Source organism: Mesorhizobium sp. HAY1-8B, assembly GCF_056868045.1.
Genome location: NZ_CP200321.1, coordinates 995,096 through 1,015,536 on the forward strand (window position 1 = coordinate 995,096; position 20,441 = coordinate 1,015,536).

General features: G+C 64.3%; 13 protein-coding genes. 5 read left to right on the top strand and 8 right to left on the bottom strand.

Annotation, left to right across the window (positions count from 1 at the left end; genetic code table 11):
- Positions 1-94: 94 nt before the first annotated feature.
- From pmtA to dnaK, 3 genes are all read right to left on the bottom strand, one after another.
- The gene (pmtA, locus tag AC1VON_RS05030) at positions 95-700 is read right to left on the bottom strand and encodes a phospholipid N-methyltransferase PmtA (RefSeq protein WP_140770892.1); all 606 of its coding nucleotides are present in this window, start codon (positions 698-700) and stop codon (positions 95-97) included.
- A 149-nt stretch (positions 701-849) separates the two neighbouring features.
- Positions 850-1,980, bottom strand: coding sequence for a molecular chaperone DnaJ (gene dnaJ / locus AC1VON_RS05035; protein ID WP_172347654.1), 1,131 nt, complete (start codon positions 1,978-1,980; stop codon positions 850-852).
- Positions 1,981-2,203: 223 nt separating this feature from the next.
- Entirely contained in the window at positions 2,204-4,120 is a 1,917-nt protein-coding gene (gene dnaK / locus AC1VON_RS05040; RefSeq protein ID WP_056573851.1) for a molecular chaperone DnaK, read from the bottom strand.
- A 207-nt stretch (positions 4,121-4,327) separates the two neighbouring features.
- Here dnaK and AC1VON_RS05045 point away from each other — a divergent pair, with 207 nt between their 5' ends.
- The 5 genes from AC1VON_RS05045 (at position 4,328) to AC1VON_RS05065 (ending at position 14,238) form a co-directional block, all read left to right on the top strand.
- Positions 4,328-6,583 carry a hypothetical protein gene (locus AC1VON_RS05045; RefSeq protein WP_483120747.1) on the top strand — a complete coding sequence of 752 codons (2,256 nt, stop codon included), beginning with the start codon at positions 4,328-4,330 and terminating at the stop codon, positions 6,581-6,583.
- A 10-nt stretch (positions 6,584-6,593) separates the two neighbouring features.
- A complete protein-coding gene (locus tag AC1VON_RS05050) occupies positions 6,594-10,460 on the top strand; it encodes a DUF7929 domain-containing protein (RefSeq protein WP_483120749.1) in 3,867 nt (1,288 codons plus the stop codon).
- Positions 10,461-10,680: 220 nt separating this feature from the next.
- Positions 10,681-11,358: a ribulose-phosphate 3-epimerase gene (gene rpe, locus AC1VON_RS05055; protein WP_172347651.1), complete on the top strand. Its 678-nt coding sequence runs from the start codon at positions 10,681-10,683 to the stop codon at positions 11,356-11,358.
- 453 nt (positions 11,359-11,811) lie between these two features.
- A complete protein-coding gene (locus AC1VON_RS05060; protein WP_483126273.1) occupies positions 11,812-12,555 on the top strand; it encodes a GntR family transcriptional regulator in 744 nt (247 codons plus the stop codon).
- A gap of 168 nt (positions 12,556-12,723) precedes the next feature.
- Complete coding sequence (locus tag AC1VON_RS05065; protein ID WP_483120752.1) at positions 12,724-14,238, top strand: malonate--CoA ligase; 1,515 nt, start codon at positions 12,724-12,726, stop codon at positions 14,236-14,238.
- A gap of 18 nt (positions 14,239-14,256) precedes the next feature.
- Here AC1VON_RS05065 and AC1VON_RS05070 read toward each other — a convergent pair whose 3' ends face one another.
- The 5 genes from AC1VON_RS05070 to AC1VON_RS05090 form a co-directional block, all read right to left on the bottom strand.
- Positions 14,257-16,320 (bottom strand): ABC transporter ATP-binding protein/permease, encoded by a 2,064-nt coding sequence (locus AC1VON_RS05070; RefSeq protein WP_483120754.1) that lies wholly within the window; start codon positions 16,318-16,320, stop codon positions 14,257-14,259.
- 128 nt (positions 16,321-16,448) lie between these two features.
- Positions 16,449-17,621 (bottom strand): N-acetylglucosamine-6-phosphate deacetylase, encoded by a 1,173-nt coding sequence (gene nagA / locus AC1VON_RS05075; RefSeq protein ID WP_172347648.1) that lies wholly within the window; start codon positions 17,619-17,621, stop codon positions 16,449-16,451.
- Entirely contained in the window at positions 17,618-18,652 is a 1,035-nt protein-coding gene (locus AC1VON_RS05080; protein ID WP_483120756.1) for an SIS domain-containing protein, read from the bottom strand. Before AC1VON_RS05080 ends, nagA begins: the two co-directional genes overlap by 4 nt.
- The gene (locus AC1VON_RS05085) at positions 18,649-19,431 is read right to left on the bottom strand and encodes a GntR family transcriptional regulator (protein WP_172347646.1); all 783 of its coding nucleotides are present in this window, start codon (positions 19,429-19,431) and stop codon (positions 18,649-18,651) included. The genes AC1VON_RS05080 and AC1VON_RS05085 overlap by 4 nt, the downstream gene beginning before the upstream one ends.
- On the bottom strand, positions 19,428-20,309 hold the full coding sequence (locus AC1VON_RS05090) for a glucosamine kinase nucleotide-binding domain-containing protein (RefSeq protein WP_483120758.1): 882 nt from the start codon (positions 20,307-20,309) through the stop codon (positions 19,428-19,430). The genes AC1VON_RS05085 and AC1VON_RS05090 overlap by 4 nt, the downstream gene beginning before the upstream one ends.
- Positions 20,310-20,441 lie beyond the last annotated feature (132 nt).

The following is a 20,441-nucleotide window of genomic DNA, read 5'->3' on the forward strand; positions in this document are numbered from 1 at the left end:
CGGCTGGATGGGGAATAGGGAGTAAGGGAATAGGGCAGTCGGGAGCAGTCCGGAAATTGAATCGTCATTTCCTATTCCCTTACTGCCCTCTCTCTCAATGCGCTTCCCTGCGATAGATCCACAGCTGCGTCGGCGGGATGTTGCGGATGATGAAATCGAAATGCTTGACCGTATAGTCGCCACGGCCGGCCGGGATCGGCGACATCGGGCCATAGGTCAGCTGCACGATGGGACGCCCGGCGGGGATACGGTCAAGCAGGCTCTCTATATAGGCGATGCGCTGGGCGACCGGGAAGTTGAGCAGCGGCACGCCGGAAACGACGGAATCGAAGATCATCCCGCTCCGCTCGCCAAGCGTGGCGTTGAGGTTGAAGGCATCGCCCTCGATAACGTTGACACCGGGATAGAGGCGGCGCAGGTGGCGCACGAAATCCGTGTTGTATTCGACCGCGTAGAGGTTTTCGGGCCGCACGCCCTGGGCGAGGATGGCGCGGGTGATCACACCGGTTCCGGGGCCGACCTCGAGCACCGGCAAGCCGGACCTGGGATTGACGATCGAGGCCATCTTGCGCGCGGTGATCGAGCTGGTTGGAACGATCGAGCCGACCGTCTTCGGTTTGTCGATCCAGCCCTTGAAGAATTTGAGTTCGTCGTCGAACTTCTCGGCAAGCGCCTTCCGCAGTCCGTGACCACGTGTCATGCAAGCTCTCCTCAAGGCTCCCCGCAAGCTACTTAACACCTGGTTGACGCAAGGCAAGGCGCAGCGAGACGCATGTCGTGGATAAGATAGATTTCGTCGCGTCTCAAAATGCGGCGCGTTTCATCGAGTCCGGTGCCATTCCTGCTCTGTCAACGCTCGCCGAAGGATTCGAAGAAATCCTTCATGCGGGCGAAAAACCCGCTCGATTGGGGCGAATTATCCTGCGAGGAGAGCTGTTCGAACTCCTCCAGCAACTCGCGCTGGCGGCGGGTAAGGTTCTGCGGCGTCTCGACCGCGGTCTGGATATAGAGATCCCCGACATTGGGCTGGCGCAGCACCGGCATGCCCTTGCCCTTGAGCCGGAACTGGCGCCCGTTCTGGGTGCCTTCGGGCACTTTCACCTTGGTCTGGCTGCCGTCCAGCGTCGTCACCTCGAAGGAGCCGCCAAGCGCTGCCGTCGTCATCGAGATCGGCACCTTGCAGTAGAGATCGGCGCCATCGCGCTGGAAGAATTCGTGCGGCTTCACCGCCAGGAAAATATAGAGGTCGCCCGAAGGCCCGCCGCGCAGGCCGGCCTCGCCTTCATTGGCCAGGCGGATGCGGGTGCCGTCCTCGATGCCGGCCGGAATGTTGACCGACAGTGAGCGTTCCTCGGTGACGCGGCCCTGCCCGGCGCATTTCGGGCACGGGTCCTTGATGGTCTGGCCGCGGCCCTGGCATTGCGGGCAGGTGCGCTCGATCGAGAAAAAGCCTTGGGTGGCGCGCACCTTGCCGTGGCCGTTGCACATCGAGCAGGTCACCGGCTGGGTGCCCGGCTTGGCGCCGCTGCCTGAGCATTCGGAGCAGGAGATCGAGGCCGGCACGCGAATCTGCGCGGTCTTTCCCGCGAAGGCCTCTTCCAGCGAAATTTCCATGTTGTAGCGCAGGTCGGCGCCGCGCTCGCGGCCACCCGACGAGCGGCGCTGACGCCCGCCCATCATGTCGCCGAAAATATCCTCGAAGATGTCGGCGAAGCCGCCGGCGCCAAAGCCTTGCGCGCCGCCATTCATGCCGCCCTGCTCGAAGGCGGCGTGACCGAAGCGGTCATAGGCCGCGCGCTTCTGCGGGTCCTTCAGCGTCTCGTAGGCTTCGTTGATTTCCTTGAACTTGTGCTCGCAGGAATGGTCGCCGGGATTGCGGTCGGGATGGAACTGCATGGCGAGCTTGCGGAAAGCGCTCTTGAGCTCCTTCTCGTCGGCGCCCTTTTGCACGCCCAGCGTTTCGTAGAAATCAGCTTTCATTTTTTCCCGCTGTCCGGATGCTCAACGTCTTGATGCATTGTTGCGTCGTTTGCCGGCACGTCGTCTCGATTTAGGATCGGTGCCGCCCGGATGCCAGTGCTGGCGTGCGCCTGTCCGGGCTTTTCTGTCGTTTTTTCGGCAAGGCCCCGCACTTTTTCGGCGAGGGTTGCAAAAAAGCCCGGCTTTACGCCGGGCTTTCCGCTTTATTTTGCCGTCGGGCGGCTCAGGCCGACTTCTTCTTGTCGTCGTCCTCGTCGATTTCCTCGAAATCGGCATCGACCACGTCGGAGTCCTTGGCGGCATCCGCCTTGGCGTCGGCTTCCGCCGCTTCCTTTTGCGAGGCCTCGTACATGGCCTGACCAAGCTTCATCGAAGCTTCGGCAAGTGCCTGGCTCTTGGCCTCGATGTCGGCCGCGTCGTCGCCCTCGGCTGCGGTCTTCAGCGCCGCGATCGCATCCGATATCGCCGTGCGTTCGGCTTCCGAGACCTTGTCGCCATATTCCTTCAGCGACTTCTCGGAAGAATGCACCAGCGCCTCGGCCTGGTTGCGGGCCTCGACCACGGCGCGACGCTTCTTGTCCGTCTCGGCATTGGCCTCGGCGTCCTTGACCATCTTCTCGATGTCGGCGTCCGAAAGACCGCCAGAAGCCTGGATGCGGATCTGGTGCTCCTTGCCGGTGCCCTTGTCCTTGGCCGAAACATTGACGATGCCGTTGGCGTCGATGTCGAAGGTGACCTCGATCTGCGGCACGCCGCGCGGCGCCGGCGGAATGCCGACCAGGTCGAACTGGCCAAGCGCCTTGTTGTCGGCCGCCATTTCACGCTCGCCCTGGAAGACCCGGATGGTCACCGCCGACTGCGAATCCTCGGCGGTGGAGAACACCTGGCTCTTCTTGGTCGGGATCGTCGTGTTGCGCTCGATCAGCCGTGTGAACACGCCACCCAGCGTCTCGATGCCCAACGACAGCGGCGTCACGTCGAGCAGCAGCACGTCCTTGACGTCGCCCTGCAGCACGCCGGCCTGGATGGCGGCGCCGAGTGCGACGACCTCATCCGGGTTGACGCCCTTGTGCGGCTCCTTGCCGAAGAACTGCTTCACGATCTCCTGGATCTTGGGCATGCGGGTCATGCCGCCGACCAGGACCACTTCGTCGATCTCGCCTGCCTTCAGGCCGGCATCCTTGAGCGCCGCCTTGCAGGGTTCGATGGTGCGCTGGACGAGATCCTCGACCAGGCTTTCGAACTTGGCGCGCGTCAGCTTCAGCGTCAGGTGCTTCGGCCCGGTCGCGTCGGCGGTGATGAAGGGCAGGTTGATTTCGGTCTGCGTCGTCGAAGACAGCTCGATCTTGGCCTTTTCAGCCGCCTCCTTGAGGCGCTGGAGGGCCAGCTTGTCGTTCTTCAGGTCGATGCCTTGTTCCTTCTTGAACTCGGCCGCCAGGTACTCGACCAGGCGCATGTCGAAATCCTCGCCGCCGAGGAAGGTGTCGCCATTGGTCGACTTCACCTCGAACACGCCGTCGCCGATTTCGAGCACCGAAATGTCGAACGTGCCGCCGCCAAGGTCATAGACGGCAATGGTCTTGCCGTCCTTCTTGTCGAGGCCGTAGGCAAGCGCTGCCGCCGTCGGCTCGTTGATGATGCGCAGCACCTCGAGGCCGGCGATCTTGCCAGCATCCTTGGTCGCCTGGCGCTGGGCGTCGTTGAAATAGGCCGGAACGGTGATGACCGCCTTCTCGACCTTTTCGCCGAGATAGGCTTCCGCCGTTTCCTTCATCTTCTGCAGGATCATGGCCGAGATCTGCGAGGGCGACTGCTTCTTGCCGCCGGCCTCGACCCAGGCATCGCCATTGTCGCCCTTGACGATCTTGTAGGGGACAAGCTTCTTGTCCTTCTCCGTCACCGGATCGTCGTAGCGGCGGCCGATCAGGCGTTTGACCGCGAAGATGGTGTTTTCAGGATTGGTGACCGCCTGGCGCTTGGCCGGCTGGCCGACGAGACGTTCGCCGTCGCCCGAGATGGCGACGATGGAAGGCGTCGTGCGCGCGCCTTCCGCATTCTCGATCACCTTCGGCTCCTTGCCATCCATGATGGCTATGCAGGAGTTGGTGGTGCCGAGATCGATACCGATTACTTTTGCCATTTTTTCTCTCCTCTAAGCAGGCTTTCAGGACCCATGAAGGCGTTCCGACGAAAGCCCCTGTTCATAAGAAATCCCGTTCGGCACCGGTGTTCCGCCGCCGCACGGCTTGGCGCGTATATAAGAACAGGCAGCATCGGGCGCAAGCATTCTGCGCAAGGCTTCCATGAACCTTTCCACCTCCGTGCGCGACTGACGTCCAGGTGCCGCATGGTGCGGCCCGGAAAGGAAGTCCCCATGACCAGCAACCCAGAGGCTCCGCGGTCTCCGGGAACAACAGGAGCTCGGCGCGACCACCGCCTTCGGGACGGGGTCGACGCGCTGGGCTTTCCGCTGATTCCGTTGACCCTAGGTAAGAGCAGGCGTATCGTAATGAAGAGGAAAGCAGACAATTCGATCAGGGAAGAACGTGCCGGACCGCCGCGCCCTGCTCTGATTTGCGCGGCACAGCCGGAGATTCCTCCCGTAGACTTCGGGGGGAGTTCTATGTCTTGCGATCACGGCCTGTCAGTGTCTTCTCGCGCCAGCCGTTTGCGCCGCCTGATCAAGACAACCGGCGGCGTTCTTGCATTCGCCCTGACCGCCGGCCTTTGGCTCGGCGGTGCCGCCCGGGCGCAGGACACCCAGATCATCTATCCAGGCTCGATGGCGGTCACCGGCTTTCCCGGCACCGTCATCCCTAATTTCGATGAGGGCTTGCCGCCCGGGGTCGATCCGGTCGACGAAACCTTCATCGACACCACGCGCGCCACCTTGCGTGTGTTCGACGTTTCGCATCTCGGCGGGCCGGCCTCGGGCCAGCTCGTCTTCACGCCGCCGCCTTTCGAGGTGACATCAGGCCAGATCGGCGAGGTGTTCGGCCTCACCTATGATGACGGCGTGCGCGATGGTGTCCCGTCGGGCATTCCCAACCTTTATGTCGCCGCGACCTCGCTGCATGGCATCGAGATCGTCACGCCGGACGCCGACAAGGATGGCAGGCCGGAGCGGCAGCGCCGCGGCACGGCAGGCGCGACCTTCATGGATGGCCAGTTCGGCACCGAAAATGGTGGCGGGCCGGGCACCATCTGGAAGATCGACGGTATCACCGGCCAGGTCGCTAAATTCGCCGACATCGACACCAACAGTGGTCCCGGCATCGGCAATATTACATTCGATCCCAACCACCGCCAGTTCTTCGCCTCGGACCTCGACACCGGCCTGATCCATCGCATGGACGCCAATGGCAAGCTTATCGACACCTTCGATCATGGCGTCGCCGGGCGACCGGCGCATGGCCTGGCTCCCGTCGCCGACGACGGCGCGGTGATGGACATACAGGGCGCGGCCTTCGACACCGAGGACCCCGAGACCTGGGGCTACACCCAGGACGAGCGCCGCGTCTGGGCCGTCTCCTATCATGGCGGCCGTCTCTATTACTCGGTCGGCGAAAAGTCGGAGATCTGGTCGGTCGGCATCGCGCGAGACGGCAGCTTTGCCGGCGACCCGCGCTGGGAGCTGACGGTCAAGGCCGACAAGGACTACGCCGTCACCGACATTGCCTTCGACAACAGCGGCTTCATGTACCTCGCCCAGCGCGGCCCGATCGAGAACCGCTACGACTACAGCCGGTTCGCCGATTCCGGCAAGGGCGAGGTCATCCGCTACTTCAGAGAAAATCCCGACGATCCGGCAACGGAATCGGTCTGGGTGGACGCGCCGCAGGAATACGCGGTCGGCTTCCCGCAGGGCAACCGGCAGTCGGCCGGCGGCCTCGACCTGCAATATGGCTATGACGCCGACGGCAATCTGGACACGTCGGTCTGCACCCAGACCTTGGTCAACACCGGCGACAAATTGCGCGACAATCCAACCCTTGCCGAGCAACTCGCCGCCGGCGGACCGCTTGCCGTGCATGGCGTGCAGATCACGCCCAAGGATCTGGTCAAGCCGGCCAACGTGCCGCCCTTCGGCTCCTGGTTCGTCGATTTCGACGGCTATTTCGAGGATCCCGAGGTGGAAGGCCATGTCGGCGACGTCGCTGTCTGGCACCCATGCGAGGGCCGCGCCGGCTATTATGAAGAAATCCCGGGCGGCTATCTGCCACCCTTCTACCCGCCGGACTTCCCACCGCCCGGCAACCTGCCTCCCTGTCTCGATGTTGAAGATATCAGGTATTACTGCACGCCTTCGGGCCTCGAGGCCGATCTCTATCTCCATGACCATGCCGGCTTTGGCGGCGATTCGATCAAGGCCCAGCCTTCGAATGAGACAAAGTCCAGGTCGCCCGGCGTCGGGGTGACCACACCCATGTCGCATGTGCCGGGCAAGCCCTACACGATCAACATCACCGGCCACTATCCAGGCGACAGAGTGGATATTGGACTTTGCTTCTACAGGAAGTCCGACAGGGACAAGGGTGGCTACTACCCTTGCTGCAAGATGACCTTGCCGCTCCGCACCCCAGCCGTCAGCTGCGAACGTTGAGGAGGGGAAGATGAACAATCTCGCAATCTCCCCGCTCGCGCGAAACAACTCAGCCGACAAGCAGTCAACTGTCATGGAGACGATCATGAAACCCCTGTCATACGCCAGGCGCGGCGCGCGCTGGCTGATGGCGGCCGGTATCGCGGTCGCCATGCTCACCCCTCTCGCAAGCCACGCGGAAGACGCCGCTCCGATCACACCGGAATTGAGGCTCGACCTCGACAATTCGCGCGTCGTCAATCCGAGGCCGGAACGGGTCGTGCCGTTCTTCACCAAGAAAGGCACCCAGCGAGGCTGCGACTATGTTGTCTACTCCCTGAGCTTCGGCCTGCGCGGTGACCCGCGGGGCTTTGCCGATCCGGGCCTTGTGGACTTGCTGAAGAAACTCAAGATCGAGTTCAAGGACCAGCTTCCGCACGGCCTTTCGATCGTCAACGTCAACCTGTCGGGCGACGGCACGGATGCCTCCGGCGGGCCACTGCCGGCCGCGACGATCGGCAATACGGCGGGTCCCAATGATACGGCAACGGTGTCCGATTTCCGGCTCTCCGCCGCCGATCTCGACGGCGCCGGGGCCGCCAATGAACGCGTCATCAATTTCCAGATCACGGCCAGGATCGACCATGCGGCGTTTCCCTCGCCGACGATCATCGACAATCAGGGCCTGATCAAGGTGAGCAACGGAGCCGGCACCGGGACCATCATCCCGTCGCAGGATCCGAGCAAGCCTGACGATGGCGACTACAAGACCGGCGCGAAGACCTCGATCAAGATCGATGTCACCAAGTGCAACCCGCCGCCACCACCTCCCGGCAAGGAATGCTTCAAGGTGGAACGCGGCACGGTCGATTGTGTGCCCGGCGGCGGCGCCTTCATCTACCACATGCCGGTCGGCCCGGAGATGGGCGGCAAGTGGGTGCAGGTGTCGACCACCACGCCCGGCATCACCATCATCCCCGATACCCAGCTGGTGCCGGTGGGCGGCGGCGTGCTCAACTGGAAGATCGTCGGCGCATCGCCCGGCGACGTCATCCACCTCATCGTCACCGGCATCGAGACCTATGCCGGCCCGAAGGAGGGCTGGGGCCTGTGCTGCACGCAGACCATCGACATCGTCATCCCGCGCGACCAGCGGTGCCCGCCCGGGGACAAGGAGCCGGATCTCAAGGTCGAGAAACGTGCCGATGTCGCGCGCTGCACCATGGCCGGCGGCTGCGACTTCACCATCAGGGTCACCAATGTCGGCACCGCGCCCTACAACGGCAAGATCGTGCTCGACGAGGTGACGCTGCCGGTCGGCTCGACGTTGAGTTCAGGGCCCAATCCGCCCTGGGTCTGCGTGCCCGGCACCACCCCGATGACGTGCACCTATCCGGTGACCACGCTCAATCCGGGGGCCTTTGTCGACCTCAAGCTCGGCTTCAAGCCGGCCGGGGGCTGGCAAGGCAGTGCGCTGCGCAACTGCGCCGCCTACAACTATGCCGCCAGCGGCAAGCCGTTGTTCGGCAGCCAGTCTAACGACCGTGGCTGCGCCTCGATCCCGATCTGCCGCCGTGGCGATCGTGACCGCGACTGCCAGCCGCCGGTCGAGAAGAAGGTCGACCTGATCCTGAAGAAGCGTGCCCGCACCGAAATCTGCACGGCCGACGGCGTCTGTTTCTTCGTGATCGACATCATCAACAACGGCACATCGACCTATAACGGGCCGTTGACGGTGATCGACAACTATCCCGGCGGCGCGCCGGCCTCCTCGACTTTCGGGCCGAGCCCGCCCTGGACATGCGGCCCGAATGGCCCCGGCCAGTTCCGCTGCGACAATCCCGGCATCGCGCTGCCCGCGGGCGCCTCGACGCCGATCTTCGTCAAGGCGGTCATGCCGGCCGACTACCGGTCGGACATGGTCGAGAACTGCGCCGAGGTGAAGGCCATTCCCGGTGAGGTCGACCTCACCAACAACAAGGCCTGCGCCAAGGAACGCATCCGTCGTCCCAATGGTGGCCAGCCCGGCCTGCGCATCACCAAGGTGTGCAGCGGTTCGCTGGCCGGTGCCGCGGCCGTCTCTTGCCGCATCACCGTCTCCAACGCCGGCACGGCGGCCCCCACCGGTCCGGTGCGGGTCAACGATGCCGCCACGCTGGTGTCGGGCGGCGCGCCCGTCCAGATCCAGACCGTCACTCCAGACGGCGCGGAATGGACGTGCGGACCGGTTCCGGCCAACACGCTGTCGTGCCAGATTCCCGGTGCCGTCATGACGCCCGGGATCAGCCGCCACTTCGACGTGACGGTCTCGGCCATTGGCGAGTTCGAGAACTGCGCGCGCGGCTCCTATGGGCCGGCGCAAGGCGACGATGTCGTCTACCCGATTGGCCAGGCCTGCGCCAAGGGCGGTGGCTCCTCGACCATCCGTGTCGAGAAGACCGGCGATCGCGAATGCCGGCTCGGCCAGCCCTGCTCGTTCGACATCACCATATCCAATGACGGGACGAGCCCGTTCTCCGGCCCGGTTCGCATCGGCGATGCGATCGGCGTGGAAGGGCTCGGCCGGCTGGACGGCGTTGCGATCACCTCGATCGACCCGCCCTTCGGCTGCTCGCCCGAACCGGCAAGCCTGCCTCTGTCCTGCATAGCCAACCTGACGCTTGGCGCCGGCGAAAGCCAGTCGCATCATGTCACCGTGGTCATTCCCGACGACGGGCGCCTTGCCAATCTGCAGGGCAACGTCAATGGCCAGAACTGCGTTGGTGTCCTGTCTCCCGACACGCGGGTCCAGGGCGGCGACGTGCTGTCCAAGGATGCGACCAATGTGCAGGGCGATCGCGGCAAGGCCTATGCCTGCCACCCCTTCACCATCACGCATGAGGTGAAGAACCAGTGCTCGCCGGGCTTCGTCATGAACGACGCCGGCCGCTGCGTCTGCCCGGAAGGCACCACCTTCCGCAACGGCCAGTGCACGGGCGGCGGCACCAACATTCTGCCGACACCACCGCCGCCACCGAAGCGCTGCGTGCTGCTCGAAGGCCAGATCCGTACCGAGGACGGGCGCTGCGTCTGCCCGCGCGGCACGGCGCTGGAAAACGGCGCCTGCGTCAGGACCGACAGGCCCGAGCAGTGCACCATTCGTGGCCAGGTCCACGATGCCGATGGTGACTGCGTCTGCCCGCAAGGCACGGAAGTGCGCAACGGCGCCTGCCGCCCGATCCGGCCGAAGCCCGAGCAGTGCACCATCCGTGGCCAGATCCACGATGCCAATGGCGATTGCATCTGTCCGCAAGGCACGGAGGTGCGCAACGGCGCCTGCCGTCCGGTCCGGCCGAAGCCTCAGCAGTGCCGCATCCCGGGCCAGATCCGCAATGCCGATGGCGATTGCGTCTGTCCGCAAGGCACGGAGGTGCGCAACGGCGCTTGCCGTCCGGTCCGGCCGAAGCCCGACCAGTGCACCATCCGGGGTCAGGTGCACGATGCCAACGGCGATTGCGTCTGCCCGCGAGGTACCGAGGTGAAAGGCAATGCCTGCCGGCGCAAGCAGCCGCAGGTGGAGCAGTGCGACATACGCGGCCAGGTCCACAACAAGCGCGGCGAGTGCGTCTGTCCGCGTGGGACCGAGGTGATCGACGGCGCATGCCGCAAATCCAGGCAACAGACGGAATGCGCACCGGGCTCGCAGATGATCAATGGCCAGTGCCAGCCGATCTTCAAGAGGCGCTGTCCGGAAGGCACGGTTGGACGCTATCCCAACTGCCGACCGATGCGCGGGCAGCCGTCACTGGAGCTCAACCCGGGCCTGCTGCTGCAGCAGGTCCTGCCACGGCGCCTGCCGCAGGCTGAACAGCAGCAGGATCCGGCACCAAACAGGATCCTGAAGCTCCAGCAGCAGTAGCCGTCCGCTCGACGCCAGACCTGGGACCCGCCGGAGCAATCCGGCGGGTTCTTCGTCATGTCCCGGCAAGCGGAAATTGGCTGGGCGGGATCGGAGACGCCGCAACGCCGCCCAAGCCTGTGGAGCCCACGCGCCTGCACCCTCGACAAGTCACCCGCCGGGCATTAGGCAGTCGATCCAGGGTGAACGGTATGAAAAGGACGCCCGGAAAGGCCGCGAGATGAGCAAGAAGACCTTGATCGCACCATCGGTGCTGGCTTCGGACTTTTCGAAGCTTGGCGACGAGGTCGAAGCCGTCGCGGCTGCTGGTGCCGACTGGATCCATCTCGATGTCATGGATGGCCATTTCGTCCCCAACATCACCTTCGGTCCGCCGGTGATCAAGGCGATCCGCAACCGCACCAAGGCTTTTTTCGACTGCCATCTGATGATCGCGCCGGCCGATCCCTATCTCGCCGCCTTCGCCGAGGCCGGCTGTGACGGCATGACGGTGCATGCGGAGGCCGGGCCGCATCTCGACCGCTCGTTGCAGACCATCAGGAACCTCGGCAAGAAGGCCGGCGTGTCGCTCAATCCGGCGACGCCGGAAACGATGATCGAATATGTGCTCGACCGGCTCGACCTGATCCTGATCATGACCGTCAATCCGGGGTTCGGCGGCCAGGCCTTCATCCCGGGGATCGTCGAGAAGGTGAGAAGGGTCAAGGCGCTGATCGGCGACCGGCCGATCCGCATCGAGATCGATGGCGGCGTTTCGCCCGAAACGGCCCCTTTGGTCACATCAGCCGGGGCCGATGTGCTGGTGGCCGGTGCAGCGATCTTCAAGGGCGGCAGCGTCGAGGCGTACCGTGCCAACATCGAGGCGATCAGGACAGCGGCCGACAACGCCGCCGGCTAGAGCGGTTGGCCGTTTCGAGGAAACGGTGAACCGCTCTGAATTGCTCGAACGCATCGCGATCATCCCGCTTCGAATCCAACAGGCTGGCTGTCTGACAGCCGTTGCGCGGATACGGTTCTTCAGGAGCCCGCTTCCGTCCGAATCAGATCGGTACAGGAGGTATGAGCCGGCCGAGCCGTGCGTTATTTTGCGCGCGACAGAAAAGATGCTCGCACGGGCACACAAGAAACAGATGATTCTGCGTGCATAAAAAACATGTTAAGTTTCCATTGGTTGTAGAGGCGCGCGAATTCCCCCGATCAGGCGGCGGATAACGTCATATTCCTTCGTGCTTAAGTACAAGGATGGCATCTCGTGCTTGAGCCTCTTGACGAAGGCACTGTAGGGTACATGTACGAAGGATTCTTTTCGGACTCGAATTGCCCAGAGAGAAATGGGGACAAGGAGTCGAATTTGACATACGGCGCTGCCAACCTGAACGACGACGGCACAGGATCCAAGAGTACGCTTGCCAGTACGGTCTATCATCAATTGCGGGATGATCTTCTTGGCGGCGCTCTGGAAGCCGAAAGCAAGCTGCGGGTCGAGTGGGTTGTTTCCAAGTATGGCGCCGGTGCCTCCCCTGTCCGTGAAGCCCTTAATCGCCTTGCCTCCGAGGGACTCCTTGGCCGTCACGATCAGCGCGGCTTTTTCATCATGCCGGTCAGTGCGACGGAGCTCGAGGAGCTGACGCGCACCCGCTGCTGGCTCGAGGAACGCGCGCTTCGCGAATCCATTGCGCACCGCACCACCGAGTGGGAAGAACAACTGGTGCTGGCGCTGCATCGCCTGGGCCGCGCCTCGCGACGTTCGCCGCAACATCTCTCGTCGCTCGATCCGGACTGGGAGAAATTGCACCGCACCTTCCACCGTGTGCTGATCTCGGCCTGCCGGTCGCACTGGCTGGTGGGTTTCTGCGATCAGCTTTCCGATCACGCCTATCGCTATCGGCAAATGGCCAATGACGGCGAGAACATCCAGCGCGACGATTTCGGGGAACACCGGCGGATTGCCGAATACGCGCTGGACGGCAATGCCGACGGCGCCGTCCAGGCATTGATCGATCATTACCAGCTGACCGCTTCCATATGCATGGAGCGCTTCAAGCAAGGCGAAGTCTCAAAAGCCGCCGCTTCGGCCGAACGCGCTCGGCGGTAACGATCATTTCCTTTTGCCAGAGCTTGTTGCCATCGTTCGCGGCTTTTCGGCCGATGTGACGCGCCGGACCGCCGTTTGCGGTCTTGACGACATGGTCCGGAAACGCGAACTCTGCGCGCCCCAAGGGCATTGCCGGCGCCGCCATTGCCATCACAGCAGGAAAATTTCATGAGCAATCATCTGTTCGACGCGTTCCGGTCCCGGATGCCGGCGCCCGGGCGCCTGTTGATGGAAACCGATGATGGGCGCTCGCTCAGCTATGGCGACATGCTGGCGCGGTCGGCGCAGCTCGCGCACGCGCTCCTGCAATTGCATGTCGAGCCCGGCGATCGGATCGCCGTGCAGGTCGAAAAGAGCCCGGAGGCGGTGCTGCTCTATATCGCCTGCGTGCGCGCCGGTGCCGTCTTCCTGCCCCTCAACACGGCCTATACGCTGACCGAGCTTGGATATTTCTTCGAGGATGCAACGCCTCGGGTCATTGTCTGCGATCCGGCGAAATCGGCGGATATCGAGCGGATGGTCGCACCATCCGGTGCCGTCGTGGTCACGCTCGACCGCAATGGCCGGGGATCGCTGACGGACCAGGCATCGCGGCAATCCTCCGATTTCCATGATGTCGAGCGCGGCGAGGACGATCTCGCGGCAATCCTCTACACGTCGGGAACGACCGGCCGCTCGAAAGGCGCCATGCTCAGCCATGGGAACCTGGCATCGAATGCGCGCGTGCTGGTCGACCAATGGCGCTTCACATCAGGCGATGTGCTGATCCATGCGCTGCCGATCTTCCATACTCATGGCCTGTTCGTCGCCACCAACGTCATCCTGATGGCCGGCGCCTCGATGCTGTTCGAGCAGAAATTCGATCCGGCCCGCATCATCTCGCTGCTGCCGCGCGCCACGGCGCTGATGGGCGTGCCGACCTTCTATACCAGGCTGCTGCAGCAGGACGGGCTGGACCGCGAGGCGGCGAGGAACATCCGCCTGTTCGTGTCCGGCTCGGCGCCGCTGCTGGCCGAGACGCACAAGGCCTGGCGCGAGCGCACCGGCCACGCCATCCTCGAGCGCTACGGCATGACCGAGACCAACATGAACACGTCCAACCCCTATGAGGGCGAGCGCCGCGCCGGCACGGTCGGCTTCCCGCTGCCTGGCGTGTCGCTTCGCATCACCGATCCCGATAGCGGCAAGCCGCTGGCCCAGGGCGAGATCGGCATGCTCGAGGTCAAGGGTCCGAACGTTTTTGGCGGCTACTGGCGCATGCCGGAAAAGACCAAGGCGGAATTCCGCGCCGACGGCTTCTTCATCACGGGCGATCTCGGCATGGTCGACGCCGACGGTTATGTCCATATCGTCGGCCGCGGCAAGGACCTGATCATCTCGGGCGGCTACAACATCTATCCGAAGGAGCTCGAAAGCGAGATCGACGCGCTTGATGGAGTGAACGAAAGCGCCGTCATCGGCGTCGCCCATCCGGATTTCGGCGAAGGTGTCACGGCGGTCGTCGTGCGGGCGCCGGCATCGCGGATCACCGGTGCCGAAATTCTCGGTGCCATCGCCGGGCGCCTGGCCAGGTACAAGCACCCGAAGCAGGTGATCTTCGTCGACGAATTGCCGCGCAACACCATGGGCAAAGTGCAGAAGAACCTGCTGCGCGAGACATACAAGGATCTCTATGCGTCCTAGGTGGCGGGGGGCGCACCGTTACTTCGTCTTGCGCGGCTTTTCGGTCGTCGTGCCCGAGCCCCACAAGGCGCGCGTGAGCAGGCCGCGTTTGCGGTTGCGCGGCACGAGGTCGATATCCCTGACAAGTTTCGCGCCGCCCTTGTGCCGCTCGAGCGTGATCTTGCGGGTGTGAAAGGCTTCCAGTTCGGTGCGGTGCGCAACGCTGACGATGGTGACCTCGGGCAATTCGCGGATCACCGTTTCCATCATCTGGTCCTGGCTCTTTTCGTCCAGCGCCGAGGTCGCCTCGTCCAGCACGACGATGTCCGGGCGGTGCAGCAATAGGCGCGCGAAGGCGACCCGCTGCTTTTCTCCGCCCGACAAGGTCTGGTCCCAGGGCGCTTCATCCTTGATCCGGCCGGCGAGGTGGCTGAGGCCGACCTTGTCGAGGGCGGCCTTGATCTGGTCGAGCTTCCAGTTGTTGGCCGCCGCGGGATAGGCGACCACCCGGCGCAACGTGCCAGAAGGGATGTAGGGCCGCTGCGGCAGCATGAACAATTGCTTGTCGGGATGGAAATTGACGCCGCCGCTTCCCCATGGCCAGAGGCCGGCGATCGCCCGAACCAGCGTCGACTTGCCCGAGCCGGATTCGCCGGACACAAGCACCCGCTCGCCCGATTCGACCACGACCTCCGTTTCCTTGACCACGGACGTGCCGTCGTCGAGCGTCACGGACAGATCGTCGAGCGAAAGCATCGCGTCGCCCTTGGTCTCGCCATGCTGGATGCGGCCGAGCTCGTCGCTCTGCTCGGCGCGCTCCAGCCCGTCGAGCGACATCATCAGCGAAGCGATACGCCGTGCGGAGGCGTTCCAGTCGGCCAGGCGCGGATAATTGTCGACCAGCCATCCGAAGGCGCCCTGCACGATGGCGAAGGCGGAGGCGGCCTGCATGACCTGGCCGAGCGACATCGACCCTTCGAGAAACTTTGGCGCACACAGCAGTACCGGCACGACAGGCGCGAACAGGCTGGAGCCCTGCGAAACCACCGCCGTGCGCATGTGCTGGCCGGTCAGTTGCGCCCAACGCTTCAGCACGCCGGCAAAGGTCTTGTCGATACCGCTGCGTTCCTCATCCTCACCGCCCAGCAAGGCGATGCTTTCGCCGTTTTCGCGCACGCGCGTCAGCACGTAGCGGAATTCGGCTTCCGCCTGGTTCTTCTCCTCCGACAGCCGCACGAAATCGCGGCCGATCAGGAACATCGATGTGGAGGTGATCGCGGCATAGATTACCGCGGTAATGACGAGGAATCCGGGCACGGTGATGGTCGAGCCCCCCAGAGTGACGCTCAAGGCCCCGCCGATCGTCCACAGCACCACAATGAAGGTCGAGGCTGACAAAAAAGCGGAAATGACCCCGGCGACGAAATCGACGGGGAACTCCGTGGCGACACGCAAATCTTCCGAGAGGCGGGCCTCGGGGTTCTGGTGGTCGCCCTTGACCAGATTCAGCTGGTAATAGCGGCCATTGGCGAGCCAGCGCGCTATCACCGAGGTGGTCAGCCAGGAGCGCCATCGGCGTTGCATGGTCATGCGCAGGTAGACCTGTGCGACGACGAGGCTCATGCTGCCGATCACGAGCGGCACGAACACGGCGCTGAGGAAATACACTGTGTGGGCGTCGCGCTTCTCGATGGCGTCGAATATGGCGCGGTTCCAGACATTGATTCCGTACTGGAAGCCGACATTGATCCCGATCAGGATCAACAGCCCGATCGTCAACGGCCAGCCGAGCTTGTCGCCGTGCCGTCCCCAATAGCCGCGCCCGCTGATCCAGAACCGCTTCAGCAGGTACTTCTTGCGCGCCTCTTCGGCTTGCTTGGGCGTCAGCTCCGGATCGGGTTCGACGGCCTCCGGCGGTGGTGTTTCGTCGACGATCTCGGACGCTGCGGCTTCGACGGTCGACGTGTTCTTCTCGCGTGGCTTCTTTTTGCGTGGAGCCTCGTCGTGCGACCCCTCGTCACGCGGTTTTTGTCGTGGCGGCTTTCCTCGACGCGGCTTCGGGGTGCCGTCGGGCGGTGTTGATTTGGGTTTCGCCTCGGACATGCGCTCCGACAACGACCTCGAAATCAAAAAGTTTCATGACATCAGCCTCAGCGGACGAATTCCCGATGGCAAGCCCGACGACGCCTGCTCTGGCGACGACACAATCGATTGTCTGCATGGCTTCGCTCTCAGCGTGGAGCGCCCGCCTCGAACACCTTGTCGCCGCCGATCCAGACGCGTTCTATGCCAAGATCGTCCGACAGCGCAACGACATCCGCCGCCGTGCCGTTGGCAAGTCGGCCAAGCCGATGCGACTGGCCGATCGCCTGTGCCGGGTAGAGCGAGGCCATGCGCAAGGCTTCCGTGAGTTCGACGCCGACGACGCCGTGCATGAACCGGATCGCCGAGATCATGTCGAGGTCGGCGCCCGCCAGCGTCCCGTCGGCAAGTCGGAGACTCCCGTCCTTGCGGTAGATGGTGCGGCCGTTGAGTGTGAACGAGGTCATGTCGGTGCCGATCGTCGCCATGGCGTCGGTGACCAGCACGATCTTGCCCGGTCCCTGCTTGGCATCGAGCGCGATCCGGATTGTCGCGGGATGAACGTGGATACCGTCGGCGATGAGCCCGGCGGACAAGGTACCGACATCGATCGCCGTGCCCGCCAGTCCAGGCTCGCGGTTGCCGATCTGGCTCATGGCGTTGAACAGGTGGGTGACCACGCTGGCGCCCGCTTCGGCGAAGGTTTTTGCCTTGAGATAGCTGGTATCCGAATGGCCGAGGCTGACGACGACGCCGGCCTTCGCCAATGCGGCGACCCGCGCCGGTTCGACGGATTCTGGCGCGATCGTGGTGAGCAGCACCGGTAGCTTTTGCCGCGCCGCGATCAGCATCGCCTGGTCGGCGTCCGTCATCGGTCGGATCAGCGCCGGATCATGCGCGCCCTTGCGCGCGATCGACAGATGCGGGCCCTCGAGATGCAGGCCGAGGAAACCGGGTACTTTCTGCAGCGCTGCTGCTTCGCCGGCAGCGATGGCGGCAGCGGTAATCGCGGGCGTGTCGGTGATCAGCGTCGCCAGCAGCGCCGTCGTGCCGAACGGCGCGTGCGCCCGGCAGATGGTTTCGATCGAGACGACATCGGGGTGGTCGTTGAGCATGACGCCGCCGCCGCCATTGACCTGGATGTCGACAAAGCCCGGCACCAGCATGCCGCCGCCGGCGTCGACGACACGGACGCCTGGGGGCAGGGCACCTTGGCGCACTATGGCCTCGACAAGACCGTCGCGCACGACGAGCGCCGAGCCTTCGTGCCAGTTGTCGCCGTCGAAAATGCGGGCGCCGGTCAGGGCAAAACGGTCGCTCATACGGTCTCCGTCACCTTGCGAAGGTTGCGCGGCGTGTCGGGATCGAGGCCGCGGTGGCGCGCGAAAGCCTCGACGAACACGTAGAACGAGACGATCAGCGTCAGCGGATCAGTCAGCGGGTGTCCGGTGGCGACATGCGGCAGGCGCGTGGCCCGGTTGGCAAGCGCTGATGTGACGAACACCGGTGCCCCCTTGGCCGCCAGGCCGTCGGCCGCCTCGGCGATGGAGGGTTCTGACGCATCGCGCGCGGCCAGCGCCAGCACCGGAAAGTCGGGGCCGATCAGCGCCAGCGGGCCGTGCATGACTTCGGCCGCACTATAGGCCTCGGCATGCATGCCGCAGGTCTCCTTGAATTTCAGCGCCGCCTCGTTGGCCATCGCCGCCGACGGTCCTCGGCCGAGGATGAACAGCGACTTCTGCTTCTCGATGGTTTCGGCCAGCACGCTCATCCAGTCGCAGGCGATCGCCTTGCCGAAATGCTCGGGCAAGCCGGCAAGTGCCTTGAGAAGCGTCTCGTCGCCGGTGGAATGCGCCATCAAGGCGAGACCTGCGACAGCGGAATTGACGAAGGTCTTGGTCGCCGCGACGCTGCGTTCTGGGCCGGCCAGGATGTCGATTGCATAGTCCGAGGCCCGCGCCAGCGGCGACTCGGCGGTGTTGGTGACGGCGATGGTCAGCGCGCCGCCGGCGCGTGCGGTTTCGGCCATGGCGACGATGTCGGGGCTCTTGCCTGACTGCGAGATCGCCAGGCAGGCCGAGCCGCCGAGCCGCAGCTTGCGGCCGTAGATGGAGGCGATGGACGGCCCAACCGAGGCGACGGCAAGGCCCGCGGTCAGTTCGACGGCATATTTCATGAAGGTTGCGGCATGGTCGGACGAACCGCGCGCCACGGTGACGACAAAATGCGGGTCGCGTTCCCGGATGCCGCGCCCGGCCTCGGCGAGCATGGCGCCGGAGCCATCGAGCAGGCGGGCGACGGCCTGCGGGATCTCCTCGATCTCGCGCTGCATATGTGTGGTGTTGGAGATCATGGTCGGCCCTCTTCGCTCGGCCCTGTCAGCCGCAGTTCGGCGACGAAATCATAGGCGTCGCCCCTGTAGATGGAGCGGGTGAACTCGATCACCTTGCCGCTCGCCAGATAGGAAATGCGTTCGATATGCAGGCCGGCGACACCCGGCGGCACTTCCAGCAGGCGCGCATCGCCGTCGCCGAGATTGGCGGCCGAGATGCGTTGCACCGCCCGAACCGGGCGATTGCCGGTCAGTTGCAGCGCCGCGTAGAGCGAGGAGCCGATGCCCGCCGGATCGGGCAGCACGCTGGCCGACAACGAGGCGCGTTCGATCGCCAGTGGCGTGTCGTTGGCGATGCGCAGGCGCGCCACGCGCGCCACCAGTTCGCTCGACGACAGGCCGAGCACCATCATCTCGTCGGGCGAGGGCGCATAGAGGCCGCGGTCGAGCCAGGCCGAGCGCACCGCCATGCCGCGCCGCGCCATGTCCTCCGTGAAGGAGGTCAGCCGCGACAGCGATTGCTCGACACGCTCCATGCGTGGCGCCACGAAAGTGCCGGAGCCATGGCGTTGCACCAGGATGCCGCCCTTGACCAGATCCTGCACCGCCTTGCGCACGGTGACGCGCGAGATGTCGGCCTTGGTGGCGATGTCGCGCTCGGAGGGCAGCGCGTCGCCGGGTCCGATCAGGCCACGGTTGACCGCGTCCTCGATGCTTTTCCTGAGCTGCAGATAGAGCGGCGCGCCGCTTTGCGACGATTGTTTCAGCGTGGCGAAAATCTGGTCGGCGGCATCGCTCATCGGGCCGCCTCCGCGTGTCCGGCGAACAGACGCACCGCCATCTGCACCGCGCCACCCAGCGCATCGTCGAGCGGTGACTTGAGCAATGCCCGATAACGTGGCGACAGCCGTGGCGCGTAGAGCGGCGCCAGCCCGCCGAGCAGGCAAAGCGGGGCGTCATCGGAGAGGCCGAGCGCGCCGAGCGAAGCCTCGACATCGCCGACCGCCTTGTCGACGATCCAGTTGGCAACGGCATCGCCCTTCTCGGCGTGCTCGAACACTTTGGGCGCGAAGCCGCCGAAATCGCCGGGCTTGGCATTGGTGGTGAATTCCACCACGTCCTCGGGATTGTTGCGGAAGATGGCCATCATCGCGTCGGTCAGTGGCGAGCGCGCGCGCACGCCGTCATGGGCAAGCAGCGTCTGTTCGAGCAGATCGCGGCCGATGCGGGCGCCGCTGCCCTGGTCGCCGACCTGGAATCCCCAGCCGCCGATCGCCCGTGACTTGCCGCCCTTGCGGGCCATATAGGCGGTGCCGGTGCCGAGGATCGCCATGGCGCCGTCGCCCGAGCCCACCGCCCCTTCAAGCGCGATTTCGGCGTCGGTTTCGACGCGGCTGGTGCTGAACGGCAGGATCGCTTCGAGCTGCTGCCGGTAGGTGCCGACATTGGCGCCGGCAAGGCCGAGAATGGCCGGTGTTTGAGGGATCAGCTCGGGATCCTGCCCGGCGGCGATGAAAGCCTGCCGCGCGGCGTCGACGATGTTCGACCGCGCCCCGGTGAGGTCGGTGCGAATATTGGCGGCACCACTTTTGGCGCGACCGACGACCGTACCGTCCGCTGTTGCAAGGGCGGCCCTGCAGCTGGTGCCGCCGCCATCGATACCGAGCACGAAATTCACGCGATTTCTCCTCCGAACCGATAATACCAATAAAATACCAATAGCCAAGACTTAATTTCCGTTTCAAAAAGATTAAGCTGTATTTTATTGAAAAATCTGCACATTTCGTCGGCTCAGCGATTTCGTGTCCGC

Coding starts and splice junctions, on each gene's coding strand:
- pmtA (WP_140770892.1), bottom strand. CDS start 700: ATGACACGTGGTCACGGACTGCGGAAGGCGCTTGCCGAGAAGTTCGAC.
- dnaJ (WP_172347654.1), bottom strand. CDS start 1,980: ATGAAAGCTGATTTCTACGAAACGCTGGGCGTGCAAAAGGGCGCCGAC.
- dnaK (WP_056573851.1), bottom strand. CDS start 4,120: ATGGCAAAAGTAATCGGTATCGATCTCGGCACCACCAACTCCTGCATA.
- AC1VON_RS05045 (WP_483120747.1), top strand. CDS start 4,328: ATGGTGCGGCCCGGAAAGGAAGTCCCCATGACCAGCAACCCAGAGGCT.
- AC1VON_RS05050 (WP_483120749.1), top strand. CDS start 6,594: ATGAACAATCTCGCAATCTCCCCGCTCGCGCGAAACAACTCAGCCGAC.
- rpe (WP_172347651.1), top strand. CDS start 10,681: ATGAGCAAGAAGACCTTGATCGCACCATCGGTGCTGGCTTCGGACTTT.
- AC1VON_RS05065 (WP_483120752.1), top strand. CDS start 12,724: ATGAGCAATCATCTGTTCGACGCGTTCCGGTCCCGGATGCCGGCGCCC.
- AC1VON_RS05070 (WP_483120754.1), bottom strand. CDS start 16,320: ATGTCCGAGGCGAAACCCAAATCAACACCGCCCGACGGCACCCCGAAG.
- nagA (WP_172347648.1), bottom strand. CDS start 17,621: ATGAGCGACCGTTTTGCCCTGACCGGCGCCCGCATTTTCGACGGCGAC.
- AC1VON_RS05080 (WP_483120756.1), bottom strand. CDS start 18,652: ATGATCTCCAACACCACACATATGCAGCGCGAGATCGAGGAGATCCCG.
- AC1VON_RS05085 (WP_172347646.1), bottom strand. CDS start 19,431: ATGAGCGATGCCGCCGACCAGATTTTCGCCACGCTGAAACAATCGTCG.